The sequence below is a fragment of the Wolbachia endosymbiont of Bemisia tabaci genome, from assembly GCF_003999585.1.
Taxonomy (GTDB): domain Bacteria; phylum Pseudomonadota; class Alphaproteobacteria; order Rickettsiales; family Anaplasmataceae; genus Wolbachia.
Window position 1 is genome coordinate 414,481 of sequence record NZ_CP016430.1, and the last position, 17,889, is coordinate 432,369.

At 34.7% G+C, this 17,889-nt stretch carries 18 protein-coding genes and 2 tRNA genes; 10 read left to right on the forward strand and 10 right to left on the reverse strand.

Features of this window, described 5'->3' with window-relative positions; all coding sequences use genetic code 11:
- The first annotated feature begins 75 nt into the window (after nucleotides 1-75).
- Both lipB and BBB02_RS01870 read left to right on the forward strand, forming a co-directional pair.
- Nucleotides 76-693 (forward strand): lipoyl(octanoyl) transferase LipB, encoded by a 618-nt coding sequence (gene lipB / locus BBB02_RS01865; RefSeq protein WP_052264792.1) that lies wholly within the window; start codon nucleotides 76-78, stop codon nucleotides 691-693.
- The gene (locus BBB02_RS01870; protein ID WP_127463788.1) at nucleotides 693-1,655 is read left to right on the forward strand and encodes an LD-carboxypeptidase; all 963 of its coding nucleotides are present in this window, start codon (nucleotides 693-695) and stop codon (nucleotides 1,653-1,655) included. The genes lipB and BBB02_RS01870 overlap by 1 nt, the downstream gene beginning before the upstream one ends.
- A gap of 204 nt (nucleotides 1,656-1,859) precedes the next feature.
- Here the strand turns inward: BBB02_RS01870 and BBB02_RS01875 are convergent, their stop codons facing one another.
- Nucleotides 1,860-2,585 (reverse strand): ankyrin repeat domain-containing protein, encoded by a 726-nt coding sequence (locus BBB02_RS01875; protein WP_127463789.1) that lies wholly within the window; start codon nucleotides 2,583-2,585, stop codon nucleotides 1,860-1,862.
- Nucleotides 2,586-2,785: 200 nt separating this feature from the next.
- Here BBB02_RS01875 and dnaE point away from each other — a divergent pair, with 200 nt between their 5' ends.
- The 6 genes from dnaE to BBB02_RS01905 all read left to right on the forward strand — a co-directional run bounded on the left by dnaE (nucleotide 2,786) and on the right by BBB02_RS01905 (nucleotide 9,204).
- Nucleotides 2,786-6,097, forward strand: coding sequence for a DNA polymerase III subunit alpha (dnaE, locus tag BBB02_RS01880; protein WP_127463790.1), 3,312 nt, complete (start codon nucleotides 2,786-2,788; stop codon nucleotides 6,095-6,097).
- A gap of 48 nt (nucleotides 6,098-6,145) precedes the next feature.
- The gene (gene rpsF / locus BBB02_RS01885; protein ID WP_127464290.1) at nucleotides 6,146-6,919 is read left to right on the forward strand and encodes a 30S ribosomal protein S6; all 774 of its coding nucleotides are present in this window, start codon (nucleotides 6,146-6,148) and stop codon (nucleotides 6,917-6,919) included.
- On the forward strand, nucleotides 6,919-7,197 hold the full coding sequence (gene rpsR / locus BBB02_RS01890; RefSeq protein WP_063630712.1) for a 30S ribosomal protein S18: 279 nt from the start codon (nucleotides 6,919-6,921) through the stop codon (nucleotides 7,195-7,197). Before rpsF ends, rpsR begins: the two co-directional genes overlap by 1 nt.
- A gap of 3 nt (nucleotides 7,198-7,200) precedes the next feature.
- A complete protein-coding gene (gene rplI, locus BBB02_RS01895) occupies nucleotides 7,201-7,728 on the forward strand; it encodes a 50S ribosomal protein L9 (protein WP_127463791.1) in 528 nt (175 codons plus the stop codon).
- 112 nt (nucleotides 7,729-7,840) lie between these two features.
- Nucleotides 7,841-9,133 (forward strand): adenylosuccinate lyase, encoded by a 1,293-nt coding sequence (gene purB, locus BBB02_RS01900; protein ID WP_127463792.1) that lies wholly within the window; start codon nucleotides 7,841-7,843, stop codon nucleotides 9,131-9,133.
- Nucleotides 9,133-9,204, forward strand: a tRNA-Met gene (locus BBB02_RS01905). The genes purB and BBB02_RS01905 overlap by 1 nt, the downstream gene beginning before the upstream one ends.
- Before the next feature lie 553 nt (nucleotides 9,205-9,757).
- On the opposite strand, the gene BBB02_RS01915 is transcribed toward BBB02_RS01905, so the two are convergent.
- A complete protein-coding gene (locus tag BBB02_RS01915; protein WP_127463793.1) occupies nucleotides 9,758-11,035 on the reverse strand; it encodes an iron-containing alcohol dehydrogenase in 1,278 nt (425 codons plus the stop codon).
- Between the two features lie 42 nt (nucleotides 11,036-11,077).
- On the opposite strand from BBB02_RS01915, the gene dapE reads away from it, so the two are divergent.
- Both dapE and BBB02_RS01925 read left to right on the forward strand, forming a co-directional pair.
- Nucleotides 11,078-12,274, forward strand: a complete 1,197-nt coding sequence (dapE, locus tag BBB02_RS01920; RefSeq protein ID WP_127463794.1) for a succinyl-diaminopimelate desuccinylase — start codon at nucleotides 11,078-11,080, stop codon at nucleotides 12,272-12,274.
- A 527-nt stretch (nucleotides 12,275-12,801) separates the two neighbouring features.
- Nucleotides 12,802-13,092, forward strand: a complete 291-nt coding sequence (locus tag BBB02_RS01925) for a hypothetical protein (protein WP_127463795.1) — start codon at nucleotides 12,802-12,804, stop codon at nucleotides 13,090-13,092.
- Here BBB02_RS01925 and BBB02_RS01930 read toward each other — a convergent pair.
- From BBB02_RS01930 to BBB02_RS01965, 8 genes are all read right to left on the reverse strand, one after another.
- On the reverse strand, nucleotides 13,089-13,517 hold the full coding sequence (locus BBB02_RS01930; RefSeq protein ID WP_227738357.1) for a hypothetical protein: 429 nt from the start codon (nucleotides 13,515-13,517) through the stop codon (nucleotides 13,089-13,091). The genes BBB02_RS01925 and BBB02_RS01930 overlap by 4 nt on opposite strands.
- Before the next feature lie 138 nt (nucleotides 13,518-13,655).
- Nucleotides 13,656-13,727, reverse strand: a tRNA-Gln gene (locus BBB02_RS01935).
- Nucleotides 13,718-14,056, reverse strand: a complete 339-nt coding sequence (cutA, locus tag BBB02_RS01940; protein ID WP_127463796.1) for a divalent-cation tolerance protein CutA — start codon at nucleotides 14,054-14,056, stop codon at nucleotides 13,718-13,720. The genes BBB02_RS01935 and cutA overlap by 10 nt, the downstream gene beginning before the upstream one ends.
- A 276-nt stretch (nucleotides 14,057-14,332) precedes the next feature.
- Entirely contained in the window at nucleotides 14,333-14,812 is a 480-nt protein-coding gene (locus BBB02_RS01945; protein WP_127463797.1) for a dihydrofolate reductase, read from the reverse strand.
- Entirely contained in the window at nucleotides 14,809-16,062 is a 1,254-nt protein-coding gene (folP, locus tag BBB02_RS01950) for a dihydropteroate synthase (RefSeq protein WP_127463798.1), read from the reverse strand. The genes BBB02_RS01945 and folP overlap by 4 nt, the downstream gene beginning before the upstream one ends.
- On the reverse strand, nucleotides 16,059-16,445 hold the full coding sequence (locus BBB02_RS01955; RefSeq protein WP_127463799.1) for a dihydroneopterin aldolase: 387 nt from the start codon (nucleotides 16,443-16,445) through the stop codon (nucleotides 16,059-16,061). Before BBB02_RS01955 ends, folP begins: the two co-directional genes overlap by 4 nt.
- 22 nt (nucleotides 16,446-16,467) lie before the next feature.
- The gene (locus tag BBB02_RS01960; protein WP_127463800.1) at nucleotides 16,468-17,127 is read right to left on the reverse strand and encodes a CADD family putative folate metabolism protein; all 660 of its coding nucleotides are present in this window, start codon (nucleotides 17,125-17,127) and stop codon (nucleotides 16,468-16,470) included.
- 215 nt (nucleotides 17,128-17,342) lie between these two features.
- Complete coding sequence (locus BBB02_RS01965) at nucleotides 17,343-17,813, reverse strand: hypothetical protein (protein WP_164741538.1); 471 nt, start codon at nucleotides 17,811-17,813, stop codon at nucleotides 17,343-17,345.
- Nucleotides 17,814-17,889: the final 76 nt, after the last annotated feature.

Here is a 17,889-nt window from a genome sequence, read left to right on the forward strand (position 1 = left end):
GCTATCTACAATTAAATTTCTGGATTCCAGTGTCAAGTACTGGAATGACATTGATAGACCTAAAAAAAATTGAATATGACAGAATGGCTAATCTCTAACCAATTTACTGATTATAACCATGCTATAAAATTCATGGAAGCAAAAATTCAACAAATTTACAATAATTTATCTGACGAGCTAGTATGGCTGCTCCAGCACCCTCCACTTTATACTGCAGGAATCGGTGCAACAGATGATGACATTATTGAAAAATTATTTCCTATATATAAAACAGGTAGGGGTGGTAAATATACATATCACGGACCAGGGCAGCGCATTATATATTTAATGCTAAATCTTAAAAAAAGAAACAAATGTGACATAAAACTATATATCAGAGACCTAAGTAATTGGATCATAAATGTTTTAAAACACTTTAATATACTTGGGGAATTTAAGGAAGATAGAATAGGCATTTGGGTAAACAACAACGGAGTAGAAGAAAAAATAGCAGCTTTTGGCATTCGCTTGAGAAAATGGGTAACTTATCACGGCATAGCGCTTAATGTCTCTCCAAACCTTTCCCACTATGAGGGTATTATTCCTTGTGGACTAAAAGATTACGGCGTTACATCAATGGAAAAACTAGGAGTAAAAGTTTCTCTTTGCGAATTAGATGATATATTAAAGCAAGAGTTTCATAAGATATTTTAATGCATTCCTTTATTCTTTATTTGCTATGCCTTTTACTCACTAGTCCTGCAAATCAAGTTGATATTATTGCTCCTTCTTCGAAGGGAAAAGAATCAGATCTGCCTACTATAAGAGAATACGTAAAAACTTTGGATTTTAATCCTCACATTTCGGAGAAAATATACAGTAATGACAACCCATTTTATTCTAACTCTGATGAGTTTAGAGCGAATGATTTGGTTAATGCGCTCACTGATGATAGCAAAATAATTTGGTGTATCAGAGGAGGAGAAGGGGCTTCTCGGCTAATTCCCTACCTAGAAAAGTTACCCAATGATAAAAAAGAAAGAATTGCTCAAAACAAAAAAATTCTTATAGGCTATAGTGATATCACTGCTTTACATATCTATCTACAGGTTCAATATGACTGGCAAACCCTTCACGGCGGTACCATGTTGGAAATGATAGTAAATAACTCTGTTGCTGAAACCTCTATTGAAAAATTAAAAGAGTTAATTCTTAAGCAACGCAACTCTATCAGATTTGATAACCTAAAAATGATCGACAATGGAGTTAGACTAAAAAATGGCAAATTAGAGTCTAAAATCATCGGTGGTAATATGACTTTGGTTGAAAATAGCATAGGAACTGCTTGGCAAATAAACGCAAAAAACAAAATTCTATTTTTAGAAGACATAAAAGTTTATCCATATTCAATTGAGCGCAGTCTAGATCACCTAAAACAAGCTCATATTTTTGATGGAGTAGATGCAGTAATATTTGGTGACTTTGTTAACTGTTATAATGATAATCTTGTTGAAATTGTAAAAGAAAGGTTTGCAAAAAGTGTTAACTTTCCTGTATTTACAATAAAAGGGGTAGGCCATGGACATACAAATGACCCTTTACCTCTCAACACTCACACTATCATCAGCATTCAAGACGAGAAGGAGTTTATGGATGTGCAACAGTTATACAAGTAGCTTTATCTAACACTCCTTTCATTCCAGCACTTTCCCTTCAACCATTCAAGTAGCCCTCCTTCTTGTCATCCCAGTGCCTAGACACTGGAATCCAGATCAAGTACGGCTATTATCCAAATAACCCTTCGTGTTATTCAAGCAGCCCCTTCATTGTCATCCCAGTGCCCAGACACTGGGATCCAGGAACCTGCGTCACGCACTCTACTATATAGCAGCTCCTCGCTGTTCATTTGTTGTTAAGACGGCAGATGGTTTTTCTGCTCCATCAACTTTAGTACTAGGCTTTAGTAATGCATATGTAGCACAACCAACTACCAGTGCTGCTGCTATAACTGCAACCACTGCTATAACTATAGGTATCAACTGAGCTGCAATTGTTCCAGTTGTAAAAAGTGCCACTGCTATAGCAGTGCCTAATAATCCAGTTACTCCACCGGCAATCATTGATTTATTACGCGCCTTCACAAAAGAGCCACCTCTTTCCTCTAATAGAGCTTCTTTTACGTCTCTCTTATCATAATCTAAATAAGTCTTTCCATTTTTATCTACTGCATTAACATTTGCTCCTTTTTTGATTAAAACCTCTACTGTGTCTACGCGACCATTCAAAGCAGCATGATGTAAAGGAGTCCTTTTACATTGATCCACTGCGTCAACATTTGCTCCTGCTTTTAAAGCCTTTACTGTCTTTGTGTAACCATTCTGAGCAGCTATTATTAATAATGGAAGCTTTGAGTACTCTATCCCTGAAATATTTAAGCTAAATCCATGATTTACATCAAATTCACCTTTCTCCCACTCTTGATATAGACCTTGATCCTGTTTCTTTAGTTCTTCTTGTATTTCCTCAATTATATTATCTTGATTTAAGCCTTCCTTAACCTCAATCGTACTCAGTACTTTTTTCAGTAATTCATATTCTCCTGTCATAATTCTACCTTCAATATTAAACAATATGTTTAATTATTACATAATTATGATAAAAAGTCAATTAAAACAAGCTAATAACCGGGATTGTGAATAGTAAATTAGATTCAAATAGCCTCTTTGGTGTTATTTCAGTGTTAGACCTTTTCATATCCCTACGAGTAAATTAATGTTATCCTTTTATTGCTAATCTAAAGTTTTTTATGTTCATACATTTGCGTGTTCATAGCGTTTATTCTCTGCTTGAGAGTTCGGTTAAAATTGAGGAGCTGATTGGTCTTTGTTTGCAGAACAAAATGCCGGCAGTTGCAGTTACTGATTCAGGTAACTTATTTGGCTCACTTGAATTTGCAGAATATGCAGCTAATAGGGGAATACAGCTAATAATAGGATGCAATATTATAGTTAAACATTCAGAACAAAATTTACCTATATTATTGCTTGCAAAAAATGAGCAAGGATATACCAATTTAGTCACTTTGGTGAGTGAGTCTTTTAAAAAGCGCAAGAATAACAGCAATATTCCTTACGTTGATTTTGATGAGCTATTGAATTTAAGTACGGGTCTGATCGCTTTAACCGGTGGGTGTTTGGCTCAACTATTGTTGGAGCAAGACAAAGAAACGATAAAAAGACTGCTTTCAGCATTCGATGGTCATTTATATGTTGAATTGCAGCGTCATGGGCTGAATAAAGAGCTAGAGCTTGAAGAAGCTTTAATAGATTTTGCTTATCAGCGCAATATACCACTAGTGGCAACGAATGATGTGTTTTTTTCAAATAGATCTGATTATGAAGCTTATGATATATTAACGTGCATATCGGAGGGCAGTTATGCCCTGGAGAATAACAGAAAGAAGTTAACTACCGAGCATTACTTCAAATCTGTGGAAGAAATGGAGGAACTGTTCAGCGACATTCCCGAAGCAATTTATAACACTTTAGTGATAGCTAAGCGGTGCTCTTACATGCCAAGAAGCAGGCAGCCTATCTTGCCTAAATTTCCTTGTCGAGAAAATAAAACTGAGAATGAAGAACTGAGGGAGCAGGCAGTTGCAGGGTTAGAATTCCGCATTGCAAATGAAACAGACATAAACCTTAAACAATACTACGATCGGCTGAATTACGAACTAAGCGTAATAACTTCGATGAACTACGCTGGCTACTTTTTGATAGTTTCTGATTTTATTCGTTGGAGCAAAGCAAATGGCATTCCAGTTGGACCGGGAAGAGGTTCTGGTGCTGGATCAATTGTTGCTTGGAGCTTGCAGATTACAGATCTTGATCCAATAAAATTTGGTCTGATCTTTGAAAGATTTTTAAACCCTGATCGTATATCAATGCCCGATTTTGACATTGATTTCTGCCAGGAAAAGAGGGATTTAGTTATTGACTATGTTCAAAAGAAATACGGTTATGTTGCTCAAATAATCACTTTTGGAAAATTGCAAGCAAGGGCAGTATTGCGTGATGTTGGTAGAGTATTGCAAATGCCTTACTCTCAAGTGGATAAAATATCTAAAATGGTTCCATTTAATCCAGTAAATCCTGTAACTTTATCACAAGCGATAGAGCTTGATCAAAACCTGCAGAAAGAACGAGATAGTGATGAGGTAATTGCAAAGCTTCTTGATATATCACTAAAGCTCGAAGGAATATATCGTCACGTTTCAACTCATGCTGCTGGAATTGTAATATGCGATCAAAAATTAGAAAATTTTGTTCCCGTCTATTATGATCCAAATTCGGCTCTGCCAATCACTCAATACAGCATGAAATATGTAGAGAAAGCTGGGTTAATAAAATTTGATTTTCTTGGACTTGGTACGCTAACACTAATAGATCATGTATGTCGTTTAATTAATCGTGATGAAAAAAAGGTCGATATTTCTTCAGTTCTTTTGAATGATCAAAAAACCTATGAGATGCTCTCCAGCGGTGATTCAATTGGAGTGTTCCAGGTTGAAAGTTCGGGAATGAGAGAAGCTTTAATTAAATTAAAGCCAGATTGCATTGAAGATATTATCGCTTTAATTTCCCTTTATCGTCCAGGACCTATGGATAACATTCCAACTTATATTGCAAGAAAGCATGGTCTTGAAAAGCCAGATTATATTCATCCGTTACTTGAAGGAGTGTTAAAAGAAACATTTGGGGTAATAATCTACCAGGAGCAGGTGATGGAAATAGCGCGTATTCTCTCTGGATATAGCTTAGCAGAGGCGGATTTACTCAGACGTGCCATGGGTAAGAAAATTAAGGAAGAGATGGATAAACAACGTGAACTTTTTGTTCAAGGAGCAACAAAAAACGGTGTTGATTACGACAGAGCAAGTTATATTTTTGATCTTGTTGCAAAATTTGCTGGTTATGGATTTAATAAATCCCACGCTGCAGCATATGCGATTATATCTTACCAAACAGCTTACCTTAAGGCTAACTACCCGCTAGAATTTTTTACGGCCTTGATGAATCTCAATATTGATGATAGAGACAAACTGAATTTGTTTTATCATGCTGCAAAATTCAGTGGAGTTGCTGTTCTTTCGCCTGATATCAGCAAATCTAAGGCTGAATTTTCAATAGAGGGTGAGCACATACGCTACGGAATTGCTGCTTTGCGTAATGTTGGTTTTGCTATAGCAGAAGGAATAGTAAATGCACCTTATAAGGACATATGGGAATTTATTCAAAATTCTGGTCATATAATAAATAAAAGGGCATTAGAAAGTTTAATTAAATCTGGAACATTCGATAGTGTGCACCAAAATAGAAAGCAGTTATACGAGTCAATAGACACATTGATTTACTTTGCAAATAAAAATAGGCAGTCAAATCAAGCTGTTTTATTTGGCAATCTTGATATTCTGAAGCCAAAACTTGAGAACGTGGAAGATTTTAATGAAGAGGAAAAATTAGAGCATGAGTTGTTTTCACTAGGGTTTTATTTAACTAATCATCCACTTGAAAAATTTAAAACTCTTTTGAAAAAATTAAATATTGGGTTTATCGGAGAGAGTAAGACGATAAAAACTGCTGGTGTAATATTAAATGTGCGTATGAGAACCTCAGAACGTGGAAGATTTGTTATCCTAACACTTTCTGATCCCCACAATGTTTCTGAAATAGCATTCTACAATAATGAAATAATAGAAGAAAAAAGGAATCTATTTTCACCTGGAGCATTTGTGATAATTGATCTTGAAATTTCAGAAAACACAACGAGACTATCAGGAAAGGACATATCTGAATTTACAGAAAAGGTTACTTCTCTAATGAAAGGATTAGTTTTAACTGCTGTATGTGCAGACTCGCAAAAAGTTGCTGAGGAGTTGAATTCAGTGTTGAAAAATGGAGGCAAAACCAAAATAATGCTAAAGTTTCTTCTCGAAAAACATAAAGTCAGCATCTTGTTGCCAGGTGCATATTCAATCACCCCCCAAGCTATTTATGAAATATCTCACTTAAGTTGGATTGAAGGCGTAGAAATTAATACAAATAACTTGCTTATATAAAAAAGTTTTATATAATAAAGTGTTTAATTGATATTAAAGGAAGATATAGTGAATCTCTATGAATTTATTTTTATAGCACAACCGAACTTATTGCAGCAAGAAGTAGAAGAAATGGTCCAAGAATTGGCTATTTTGTTGAAAAATATTAAAGCAGATGTTATTTCTCAGGAGGTTAAAGGTCTCATAGAAAGAGAACATAGCACAGTTACAAAACAAGAGCTAGAGGCAAGTACTGAAAGCATTAAAAAAAGTCTGATTGTTTACTCTGATTTTTTGGAAACTCTGACAAAAATTTTATGGGTTGAGTTGGAAGAAGATTTTTCAAATTTAAAAGAAATAAAGTCAAGAATCGATAAAGAATTGAAAAATGAACTAAGTGATACGGGAATAAAACAAAATTTTATGGACCTTCCAGGAGCTAACACTAAAAGTGCATTTATCTATAATGTAGTAAATGCTTTTAAGGAAAATATTTCACAACATCTAATAAAATCCCTTCAAGAGGTTTTAAAAAGTTTTAAAATAGTAGACTCAAATCAATTGAGTAAAACGCTGGAAGTGCTTTTGAAAAATATTGAAGCTTCAGGATTGATAAAATATGAATATTGGGGTCTATTGGATTTTGCATACCCAATAAATAAGATGAAAAGTGGTCATTACTGTATGATGTGTATAAGTTTTACTTCAAGCATTATGGATGAATTTGAGCGTAGAGTAAAACTGAATGAGAATATTGTTCGCCACTTGTCTGTACGGGTTAATGAGTTTTTTAAAGGTAAATCTTACATGATGGATAAACAAATTGAGGAGAAAAGTGCATAATGATGAAAAGACGAAATAGTTTTAATAATTCTTACGTGTCTGTAAATAACAGAACTGGCTTTAGGCGTCCTAAGGTCTGTCCTCTTGCTGCATCTAAAGATGAGGACATAGACTATAAGAATATAGATTTATTGTCCAAATTCACCTCTGACTATGGTAGAATATTACCTAGAAGGTTAACAGGTGTGTGCGCAAGAAAACAAAGAAAGTTGCGCTTAGCAATTATAAGAGCACGCTTTTTAGCTCTTGCTCCTTACTGTACTAAAAAAATTAGGTAATTTATGTTAATAATCTTAAAGGAAAATATAACAACTTTAGGTAAGATTGGTGAAGTTGTCAAAGTTAAACCAGGTTATGCACGTAATTTTCTTTTTCCACAAAAAAAGGCGATGAAAGCTACTAAGGAAAATTTAATAAAGCTAGAGGAACAGCGTTTGTTATTGGAAGAAGAAAATACCAAAAAATTAAATGCAGCAGCAAAAGTGCTTGCATCATCATTGCATGATAAGTTTGTTATATTAATAAAGCAGGCTTCAGAGGATGGAAAGATTTTTGGTTCTGTAACAATACGTGAAGTTGCAAAAACTTTATTACAAGAAGGATATGAGATAAGTCATCATAGTTTATCTTTTGGTGGAATAAGTATCAAAAATTTGGGCGAGTATCAAGTGAATATAGAATTACATAGTAAAGTGATAGTGCCAATTACTATATACGTTGTCAGATCTGAGAAAGATGCACATGAATTGAGGCAAGTAAAGTTGCAAAATCAGAAATCTGAGCAACAAGAAGATACAAATAACGAATAGCAGTGAATAAAATATTTCAACTACTCCTGTCATTCCAGTGCACTTTTTTTCTGTCGTCCCAGTGTTACATACTGGGATCTAGCATGTTCAAAGATAAGACAGGGATCATCTAATGATCCCACGCTATAGCCGCAAAGAAATCTCTTCCATTTGGGAAGAAAAAAATAAGTTCAACATATGGCTCAAAATAGAAAAATTAGCATGTGAAGCTCAAGCAAAATTAAAAGTTATTCCAAATGATGTTGCTGAAAAGCTCTCTGGTGCTATTGAATTTGATATTGAGCGTATTAACGAAATTGAATCCATTGTAAAACATGATGTTATAGCTTTTTTGACATATATTGCTGAAAAAGCGGGAGTTGATGTTCGTTATCTCCATTACGGAATGACAAGTTCTGATGTTTTAGATACATGCCTTGCGGTGCAGTTGAAAGAGTCATGTGATATTTTACTCAAGAATCTAAAAAATTTACTTATAGTATTGAAAAAAAAGGCTGAGGACTATAAAAATATTGTTTGTGTTGGGCGCAGTCATGGAATGCATGCAGAATCAACAACTCTTGGATTAAAATTTGCTAGATTTTATGCTGAATTTAAACGCAATTATCAGAGATTAATTAGCGCGCAAACAGAGATCTCAATTTGTAAAATATCAGGTGCAGTAGGTAATTTTGCAAATATTAATCCATTTGTTGAAGAGTATGTAGCGAAAGAAATGGGACTCATACCTGAAACCATATCGTCTCAAGTCATCCCTCGTGATAGACATGCCATGTTCTTTTCAATTTTGGGAGTAATTGCAAGCTCAATAGAAAATATTGCAATTGAGACTCGTCATTTGCAAAGAACTGAAGTCGGCGAAATCTCTGAATATTTTTCCACTGGGCAGAAGGGAAGTTCTGCTATGCCGCATAAGTGTAATCCTATTTTAAGTGAGAATTTGACTGGGCTCTCACGCTTAATACGCAGCTATGTTTTTCCTGCATTAGAAAATGTTGCACTATGGCACGAACGAGATATATCGCACTCGTCTGTGGAAAGGTGCATTGCTCCTGATGCTTGTATAGCAATGGATTTTGCTTTAGTACGATTAACAGATTTGATAGATAAATTGGTGATCAATAAGGAAAATATTGAAAAGAACTTAAATTCTTCAAAAGGCTTGGTTTTTTCACAACGTGTATTACTTGAGTTGGTAAGTAGTGGTTTAACTAGGGAAGAGGCATATAAAATTGTTCAGAATAATGCAATGAAAGTAAAGCAAGATAACAGTGATTTTCTGTTCGAATTGAAACAAGATAAATCCTTGCATGGAATTATTGACTCTGAAAAACTTGAGTCTTTGTTTGATTTGAAGTATTATATGAAACATATAGATTACATATATAGCAAGGTTTTTAATTAGGCTGAGTAGCTCAGTGGTAGAGCAGGAGGATCATAATCTCTTGGTCGGGGGTTCAAATCCCTCCTCAGCCACTCAAGCTAAACTATGGTTTGGCAAGAGCAGCGTATTTGACAAAATAACGTGATTCATTGTCAATTAACTGAAGTTTTTTTCAGTTGTTCATATAGTATATGGAATAATGTATGTGAAGTGATAAAGATACAACATTTGTTGTATCTATTCAGGGGAATGGCTAATGGTATCCGTTCAAGAAAGTGGTAAGGTAGATGAGAAAAGACAACTAAATGAATTTCATCTGAGTAGCTAACACTGGCATCTATATAAAGACAATCTAATGCACTCATTTAAAGTGAAGTTTTCTGGATCCCAGTGTCTAGGCACTCGGATGACAAGAAAAGAGTTGACTTGAATGACACTGAATAGGCACTGGGACAGAGGCTACTTGAATAATATTTCACGATGTCATTCCAGCACTTGATGCTGGAATCCAGAAGTTTTTTGAGCACAAAAGTCATGCTAAGTTTTTGTTGTTAAGAAAGGCTGGATAGCTACTTGAATGACACCATTTGTTACCGTGTTTTTGTCTATCTTATTTTGCTACCCTACTGAACGAATACACAAAATCTAACTTTTTTCTATACAACCAGCTAGGTCAAGAAAGGTGAATCTATCTCTTGTTGCAAATGTAAGATTGACTACCTTGCAATATTGCTCTTTGTTCCAATTAAGATGTTCCGGTAAGTACGGAATTGATAGATCTTCAAATACTTTCTGCAGGTGTTTTGCAGATAGTAAATTTTGCTTAATTAAACTAGAAATATTACTCCATTCTTTGCAAATAATCTCTTGAATTTTTTGCTGCATAATTTGCTTCTGCTTTAGAATTTTTATAAATTTGGTATTACCAAAGCACTGAGTTATATGTTTTACATCTAAAGTGATCGGTTTGGTAATCGGGTTTTGTATTGACAATATCTCCTCTTGCAAGTTAGCCATAGTAATCGTTGTCACAGCAATTTTTTCCCCATGTAACGAGGAGGAGGAATAATCTTTCGTTACCGTCTCCATTGCATGAGCTATCATATGTTCTCCTTGGCTTGCAGAATAGCTGCCTTTTGACATCACCATTCCAAGTCCTGAAATCAATAAGGCTTCCATAAGTAATAAAACTACTCTTTTATCTTTTTTAGCAAGTGCCAAGTGTTCTCTGAGCAAAATTTTCTCCAGATTGCGAACAAGTTTAAAGGGGAGTTCATTATATTCTGTGCCAAGTAATAGATTAGATAATAGCCAATCGGCTTGTACTGTTGAACGGCAGATGAAATCTGCAAATCCACTTAATGTGAGGCGTAGTGGTGCGTTGGCAATTATATCGGTATCAATGTATATTGCCTTTGGAAGATGTGCTCCGAACGATTTTTTATATCCATCAACTAATATTGAAGCGTTTGCAGAGCTATATCCATTCATGGAAACAGCTGTTGGAAAGGATATGTAGTCTTTGCCTTCTAAATAGCTTGCGTACTTACAGATATCATTAACAGTGCCACTGCCAAATGCAACCATTAAGTCACTATCTTTTGCTTTATTTCTAACTAGGTTTACAGTTTTGAGAGAAGCAGCTCCGTCTGGTGTCATTCCAGTACTTGATACTGGAATCCAGGAAAAAGATGTATAGATCCCAGCATCACACGCTGGAATGACAGGTGTGGCTGGAATAATTAAATGAGAAACTTTATTAAGTATGTTTTTGTTTAAAAGTTTTGCTGTATTTTCATCTGCAATCAGAAAAATGTCATTTCCGTATTGTCTACATATTTCATAGATATTATCAGCAAGTACTGTTACTTCCCTTATAAGAACTTGTTCTGTGTGCTGTAATATTTGTTTTAAATATCGCATAGAATGTTTACAATACGGTAATGTTAGTATTTCAAGATTGATATGAAGATTGACCCTGTAGAACTAACTAAGAAATTAATTTCTTTTAAAAGTATAACACCAAAAGACGATGGGGCAATAGAGCATATAGCAGCCATTCTCAAGAAAAGTGGTTTTGAATGTGAGATTTTGGAGTTTGGTGATAAAGTTAAAAATCTTTATGCGAAATATATAAGTGGAGTACCAAACCTGTGTTTTGCTGGACATGTTGATGTCGTACCACCAGGTGAGTTAAAAGATTGGATATCTGATCCATTTAAGCCAGAAGTTAGAGATGGAATGCTATATGGAAGAGGAGCAGCTGATATGAAAGGCGGAGTAGCTGCATTTATTGCTGCTATCGTAGATTTCGTTGCAGGTAAGTTTCGATTCAGCGGTTCAATCAGTGCACTGATTACCAGCGCTGAAGAAAGCACAGAAGAACATGGAACAAAGGCCGTTTTGGAATGGATGAAAAGCAAGCAAAAAAAGATAGATTTTTGTATAGTTGGAGAACCAACTAGTAGTGAGAAATTAGGTGATACCATAAAAATAGGTAGAAGAGGTTCTGCAACATTTAAATTGATTTGCCATGGTAAACAAGGGCACGTTGCCTACCCAGACCTAGCGGATAATCCAATATATAAAATGGTATCGATACTAAGTAAGATAAAAGATACCACTTTTGATACTGGTAATAAATACTTTCAGCCTTCACATTGCGAAATTACTACTATCGACGTTGGAAATAATACTAATAATCTAATACCTAGTTCAATAGCAGCAGGTTTTAATATTCGATATAACAATACACAAACACCAGACGTTTTATATAAGATGATTGATGCAATATGCGCCAATGTGACTAACGATTATAAACTGTCTATGCAGAGCAGCAGGGACGTTTTTCTCTCTATTACTGATAGAAATACTGATATTATGCTTGATGCGATAAATAAAATTACCGGTATTGATGCTGTGCTGAGTACAAATGGTGGCACATCTGATGCTGCGTTTATTAAGGATATTTGTCCAGTAATTGAATTTGGTATGATCAACAAAACCGCACATCAGGTAAATGAATGCGTATCAATAGACGATATACATAAATTAACAGCTATATATAAGGAGTTTATAAAAAATTATTTTTACCCCACTAATAAAATATTAAACCAAATCAATGTAATTGGTAATACGCCTGATGGTCCATTATTAGCTTGAGGTGCAGTTGCATAGAGAAGAAACTTACTAGACACATTTTACCAACCCCTTATTATAATATTAAGGGTATTTTTGACTCAAAACTTGTCTTTGATCTGTGCGAGCTTAATAACAAAAACTCAGTAAAAAGCTTATTAGCGAAAATTATATGGTATCTGTTCAGCAGAGTGGCAAAATAAGATATCTGTGCGAGCTTAATAACAAAAATTCAGTAGAAAGCTTATTGGCGAAAATTATCTGTTCAGCAGAGTGACAAAATAAGATAGACAAAAAGGGTATAAGAACAAATAGTGTCATGCAACACTGGCTTTTGTACACAAAACGTTGTAAAGCGCTTTTGTCAACCTGGATCCCAGCTCGGATAACAAGAAAAGAAGCACTGGTTTCACATAGATCTGAACAGATATAATTTCTTAAACATTTATAGCTCACATAAAACCCGGTCTGACTGTCATAAAGGCTACTCATTGCAGCAGACAACTTTCGCACTACTTCAAATTCTAATTTTCAACTTAAAGAGGTACATAATGTCAAATAACTTCAATTTCAAAGAATTTTTTCACCATCACGAAGCAAATAGCACTTTAGATGATATACAAAGGTACTACATACTGTGGCAATCAGTGATATCACAGGCAATGATTGATGCAGCAAGTAACTGTAAAAAAACAGAAAGCTTGGTAGAGAAACGTAAAGCAATTTCCTGGCTATCAGACTTCAGTCAAGATTTTGTTGAAACATGTATACTGGCTGATTGCGATCCATTATACGTAAAAAACAAAATACAGCCAATTCTAAAAAAGATAAAGCCCTTTTAATGAGGTTTACCCCTCTCACCAAGAAAAATATCATTTAATCTTTTTTCTATAGCTTCATCTATATCTTGGATTAATAGCTGCTTTATCATATTCACTTTCCGTTCTGCCTCTTGAAGATTATTGTTACCGTAACTGTTCTTATTACTATAACCATAACTACTGCCATTTGGTTTATTACTCATTTTTCTTCTTGTGCTGAGTATCTGAACTATCTTCTCCTTGAAAAAAGACTTCCAGCCTGTGCCAGAAAATAATTTGTAGAGAAAATGCGGAGTAAGAAACGCTACTAATATTCTAATAGAAACTCCATAACCCAAATCATCTCTATTTTCATAATACCATTTTAAATACTGATACAAATGGTAAAATGCATTTTTGAAAGAGCTAAACTCTACAGCATACCAAAAGCCACTGGTGAGAAACATGAGCATAATGCTCGATGTATAAAGATACAAAGTGAAAAGAAATAGCTTGACAACTATATCTTTCAAACTGCCCAGTATGTAATTAAATAACCTTAATTTATAAAAAAGTGATATCATTTCACGCACACTTCAATAAAGCTGGGGTGGAAGGATTCGAACCTTCGCGTGGCGGTATCAAAAACCGCTGCCTTACCACTTGGCTACACCCCAATATTGTTTATATCAATAACATTATTAACCCAATTAGTAAAAGATTTATTCGATTTTCCTATGGGTATTATCACAACAGCTGGTTGATCATAAGAATGCACCGACTCGATTTTTTCTACAATTTTATCAGCCTGATCATTCCTGCTCTTCATAATTGCCACTACTTCACAATTACTACTATTAATTTTACCTTCCCATAGATACAAAGAATTTACCTCAGGAAATATATTTACACACACAACTAACTTCTCATTTAATAATTCTTCAGAAATAGCCTTAGCCTCTTTCAAGTTTGAAAAAGTTATATAGACTAAAACTAAATTGCTCATTAATCGCTACATAAATGCACTTCACTATACTGCACTTAGATTTATTCATCAAGATTGAAGATGTCATTTAGTAGTTCTCCTCTTGTCATCCCAGTGCGTGACACTGGGATCCAGCCTTTTTTACCAACAAAAACTTAGCATAAACTTTCGTGCTCAAAAAATTTCTGGATTCCAGCATAAAGTACTGGAATGACATAGCGGAATGTTATCTAAGTAACTGACACTGGAATCCAGCTTTCATTAGAAACGTTGATTACTTTTATGCTAATAATTTTACTACTCTGCCAAACGGATACAATTGAATATAGTATAGTCTTCTGTTCTGACGAGAATAGTTTTATTCCATCCATCAAAAAATGCTAAATTGAGGTATGTATCACCCTTATAGGGCTTGTGAATTTCAGTTATAATAAATTCTGAGATTAGATTATGCTCTAAAAAAAGGTGTGCTATTTGTGCTCCACCAATCACAAAAGCTTGAGCACTACTCTTTATTGACATAAATTCTTGCATAGAAGAGACAATAGTACATTTTGGGCCTCTATTAAAACACTTGTTACGAGAGAAAACAATAGGTGTACGATTCTTTAGTATGCTTTGAGGCACGGTTTCAAATGTCTTTCTTCCCATAACAATAACTTGTTTGTCGGTTACTTGACAAAAGTGCTTAAACTCACTTGGATAATACCAGGGCAAATCATCATTTATTCCAATTACCCCATTAGGGTCAACAGCCATAGTTCCAATAATCTTCATCCCTGTAAGGCAACTTGGGCTACAAAAAATCTCATGTGGTCACGTACATTATGCACTCTAAGGAAATCAACCTTATTGTGCAGTATAGCAGATGTAGCAATTGTTTCTAAATCTCTATTAGAGGCAGGCTCCGTGGAAAAAGAAGAAATAAATGACTTTCTAGAATGGCCAACTAAAACCTTGCAGCCAAAATTTTGTAAAGTTTCTATACTGCGTAAAATCTGAATATTCTGATACATAGATTTGCCAAAACCAATACCAGGGTCAATAATTATTGAATTTTCATCAAAACCCAGCTTTAGTAGTCTGTTAATGCTCTTCTCTGCCCAGTTATTTATAGTATCAATTGGGTCAGTGTCATGTGGAATAATGTTGTCCTTATGTGGCAGTATGGAGAGTGAATGCATAATAACGACACTACACCCACTACTAGCAACTGCTTTTAAGGTATGATCATTCAGATCTCCCTTCTGATCATTTACCCAGGCAATGTTGTAGTGCTTCAAAACGTTTAAAATAACGTCTGGCCAAAAACTATCAATGCTGACTTCAATATCACCATTTTTCATATAGTCACTAAGATTATCAAGTACTGGTTTTAGACGTGCATACTCTTCCTCTGGCGTTTGTATTGAAGCTCCAGGCCTTGTTGATTGAGCACCAAGATCAACTATGCTTGCACCATCTGATACCAACTGCAATGCCTGCTTGGTTGCTCGATTCGCATCATAATAAAGACCACCATCTGAAAATGAATCAGGGGTAATATTGACGATACCCATAAGCTTTGGTGAAAGCGTAAAACTCTTTGAAAAACAGTCTTGAACATTGAAAGCAAAGGTTTTGTTAACCATTGCCATCAAGTGGAGCAAAAATGGTCTATTTACTAATTCTGGGTGAGGAATTTTAAGGTCAGGTATATCAAGCGTTAAGTCATCCCATAACAAAATATCTAAATCAATAACACGAGGTGCCCATTTTTCATGAGTCTGTGGACGACCAATATCACATTCGATTTGTTTTAAACCTTTTAGTAGCTCCTCAGGAGAAGAAGAACAACTTCCATAGACAATCATGTTGAGAAATGGCTTGTTCCAATCAGGTGGAGCACCATTTGGTAAAATAGCCTTAGTTTCTAGAATGATCGAAGACTTTAAGTCTTTTAAATAGCGCTTCTTTAGTAATTCAGTAGCTTTTTGTAAATGGGAAAGGCGATTCCCTATATTTGAGCCAATAGAAATATAGATCATTCTTGCAATTCATTACAGTAAGTAAAAAAAACGCCCCCATGCACACCAGGAACTGGTGGTGCAGTTTTATGAGTAGTCACCTTGACAGAAGAAATAATATGCTTCTTTCGCAGCAAAAGGTTATTAATGGATCTGTATATCTCATGAGTTAAATGCTCGATTAAATTAAATTGCTTGCCCTGAACAAGAGATTGAATATTTTGCACTACTTCCAAATAGCAGATAGTATCTTTAAGTTGATCAGTTGTAAGCCCTGAAGGAGGAGATTTAAAAGTGAAATCAACATCAATACTTACCAATTGGGGAAAAAACTTCTCTTCTACACTACATCCCAAATGAACCCAAAGCCGTAAATCAGATATAAGAAGATTACATGCTACCACTGAATTTAGTATCTACTTATAATTAATGACAAACATCAACATTCATCATGCCATCAAGAAAACCCCATAAAAGTTTTGCTCCTTTTTTAGCACCTTGCATGACTTTCTCTTGCTCTTCTTCGTTTAAATCTGCAATAAGGTTTGCACATTCTTCAGAATGCCACTCATCAGCTTCCATATGAACGGTAAAAAATTTTAGAGAACGTTCGTCGTTTATTGAATAGTGTTTTTTCAGACCTTCAATTTTAGATTTAGAAACCTCTGGAGTTTGACGTTCATAAGCGTACAGAGCTCCAAGACCTTCTGCAAAACCTGATCTTACAATATCAAAGTAACCGTCAACTAATTCTTGCGTCTCTTTGATCTTTGCACCTTCACGGAGATCAGATCGCGCAACTCCAAGCCCTTCAGCAAAACGCTGCCATAACTCTGGGTGATTCTCGTCGCCTTGTTCTTCCTCTATTAAATTACCAAGTAAAACTTGCCGCATTTTCAAATTCGGACATAAGGAATGTATACCGCTGATATAACGAGGAAAAGCAGCAACATGGTGATAATATTCCTTAGCATAGGTTTGAAGAGCCTGCAGGCTTAAGCTACCTTCATTCCATGACTCGTAAAATGGGTGTTTTAATAAGTGTAAACTATCTAATTGATTATTAAGTGATTGAACAAATGTCATAAATAAACAGTAAATTGTTTTAGGCTACGTTTAGGTTTATCAAATGTCAAGAGGCATTTCTCACTACTACTTTAATTCCAATAAATATAAAGATAGATACGCTATAAGTTAATTTTTTATTCTATATATATTCTCTAATGGTGATAAAACGTTAAGTTTAACAAGATCTAGTGCATAGCCATTTGTCAGTTCAGTCTTATCTATAAAATTAAGTTCTATCTAGTATAGAAATTCTCACAATGTGATGTATCTGTAACTGAAAAATGATTTGTAAATTTAGCATTATAAGTATAGTAGGAAGGTTTTGAATCTTCTACAAAATCACTACTATAAATGCTAGTTCCACTTTCTGAATGGCATGCAAAGATTTGTTTTGTGCTTTCATTTGCAAGAAGTTTGTAGTACTGATATAATATGTTATCAAGCGACCTAGTAAGTTTATCATCTATTGATACATTTTCTGATAAGTAATATTCTAATGAAGAACTTTTTTTAATATCTTCCATAATATAACCTTCAATAAAGTTCCATATTCTAAAAATACTACTCATTTGTTCTGGATTATTGCTAATTTGTTTATTGAGAATGGTAAGCAATTTTAAGACCGATAACAATATAGAAACACTTCCATGGAACATTATTTCAATATTTTTCATAGTTAAACTTTTCCCTGATATGAGATCCATACAGATAACTGATAGTGTGATGTTCATTAATATAATAACGTTGAGGTTTTTTTGTTTACAGTTAATATTAGTTAAC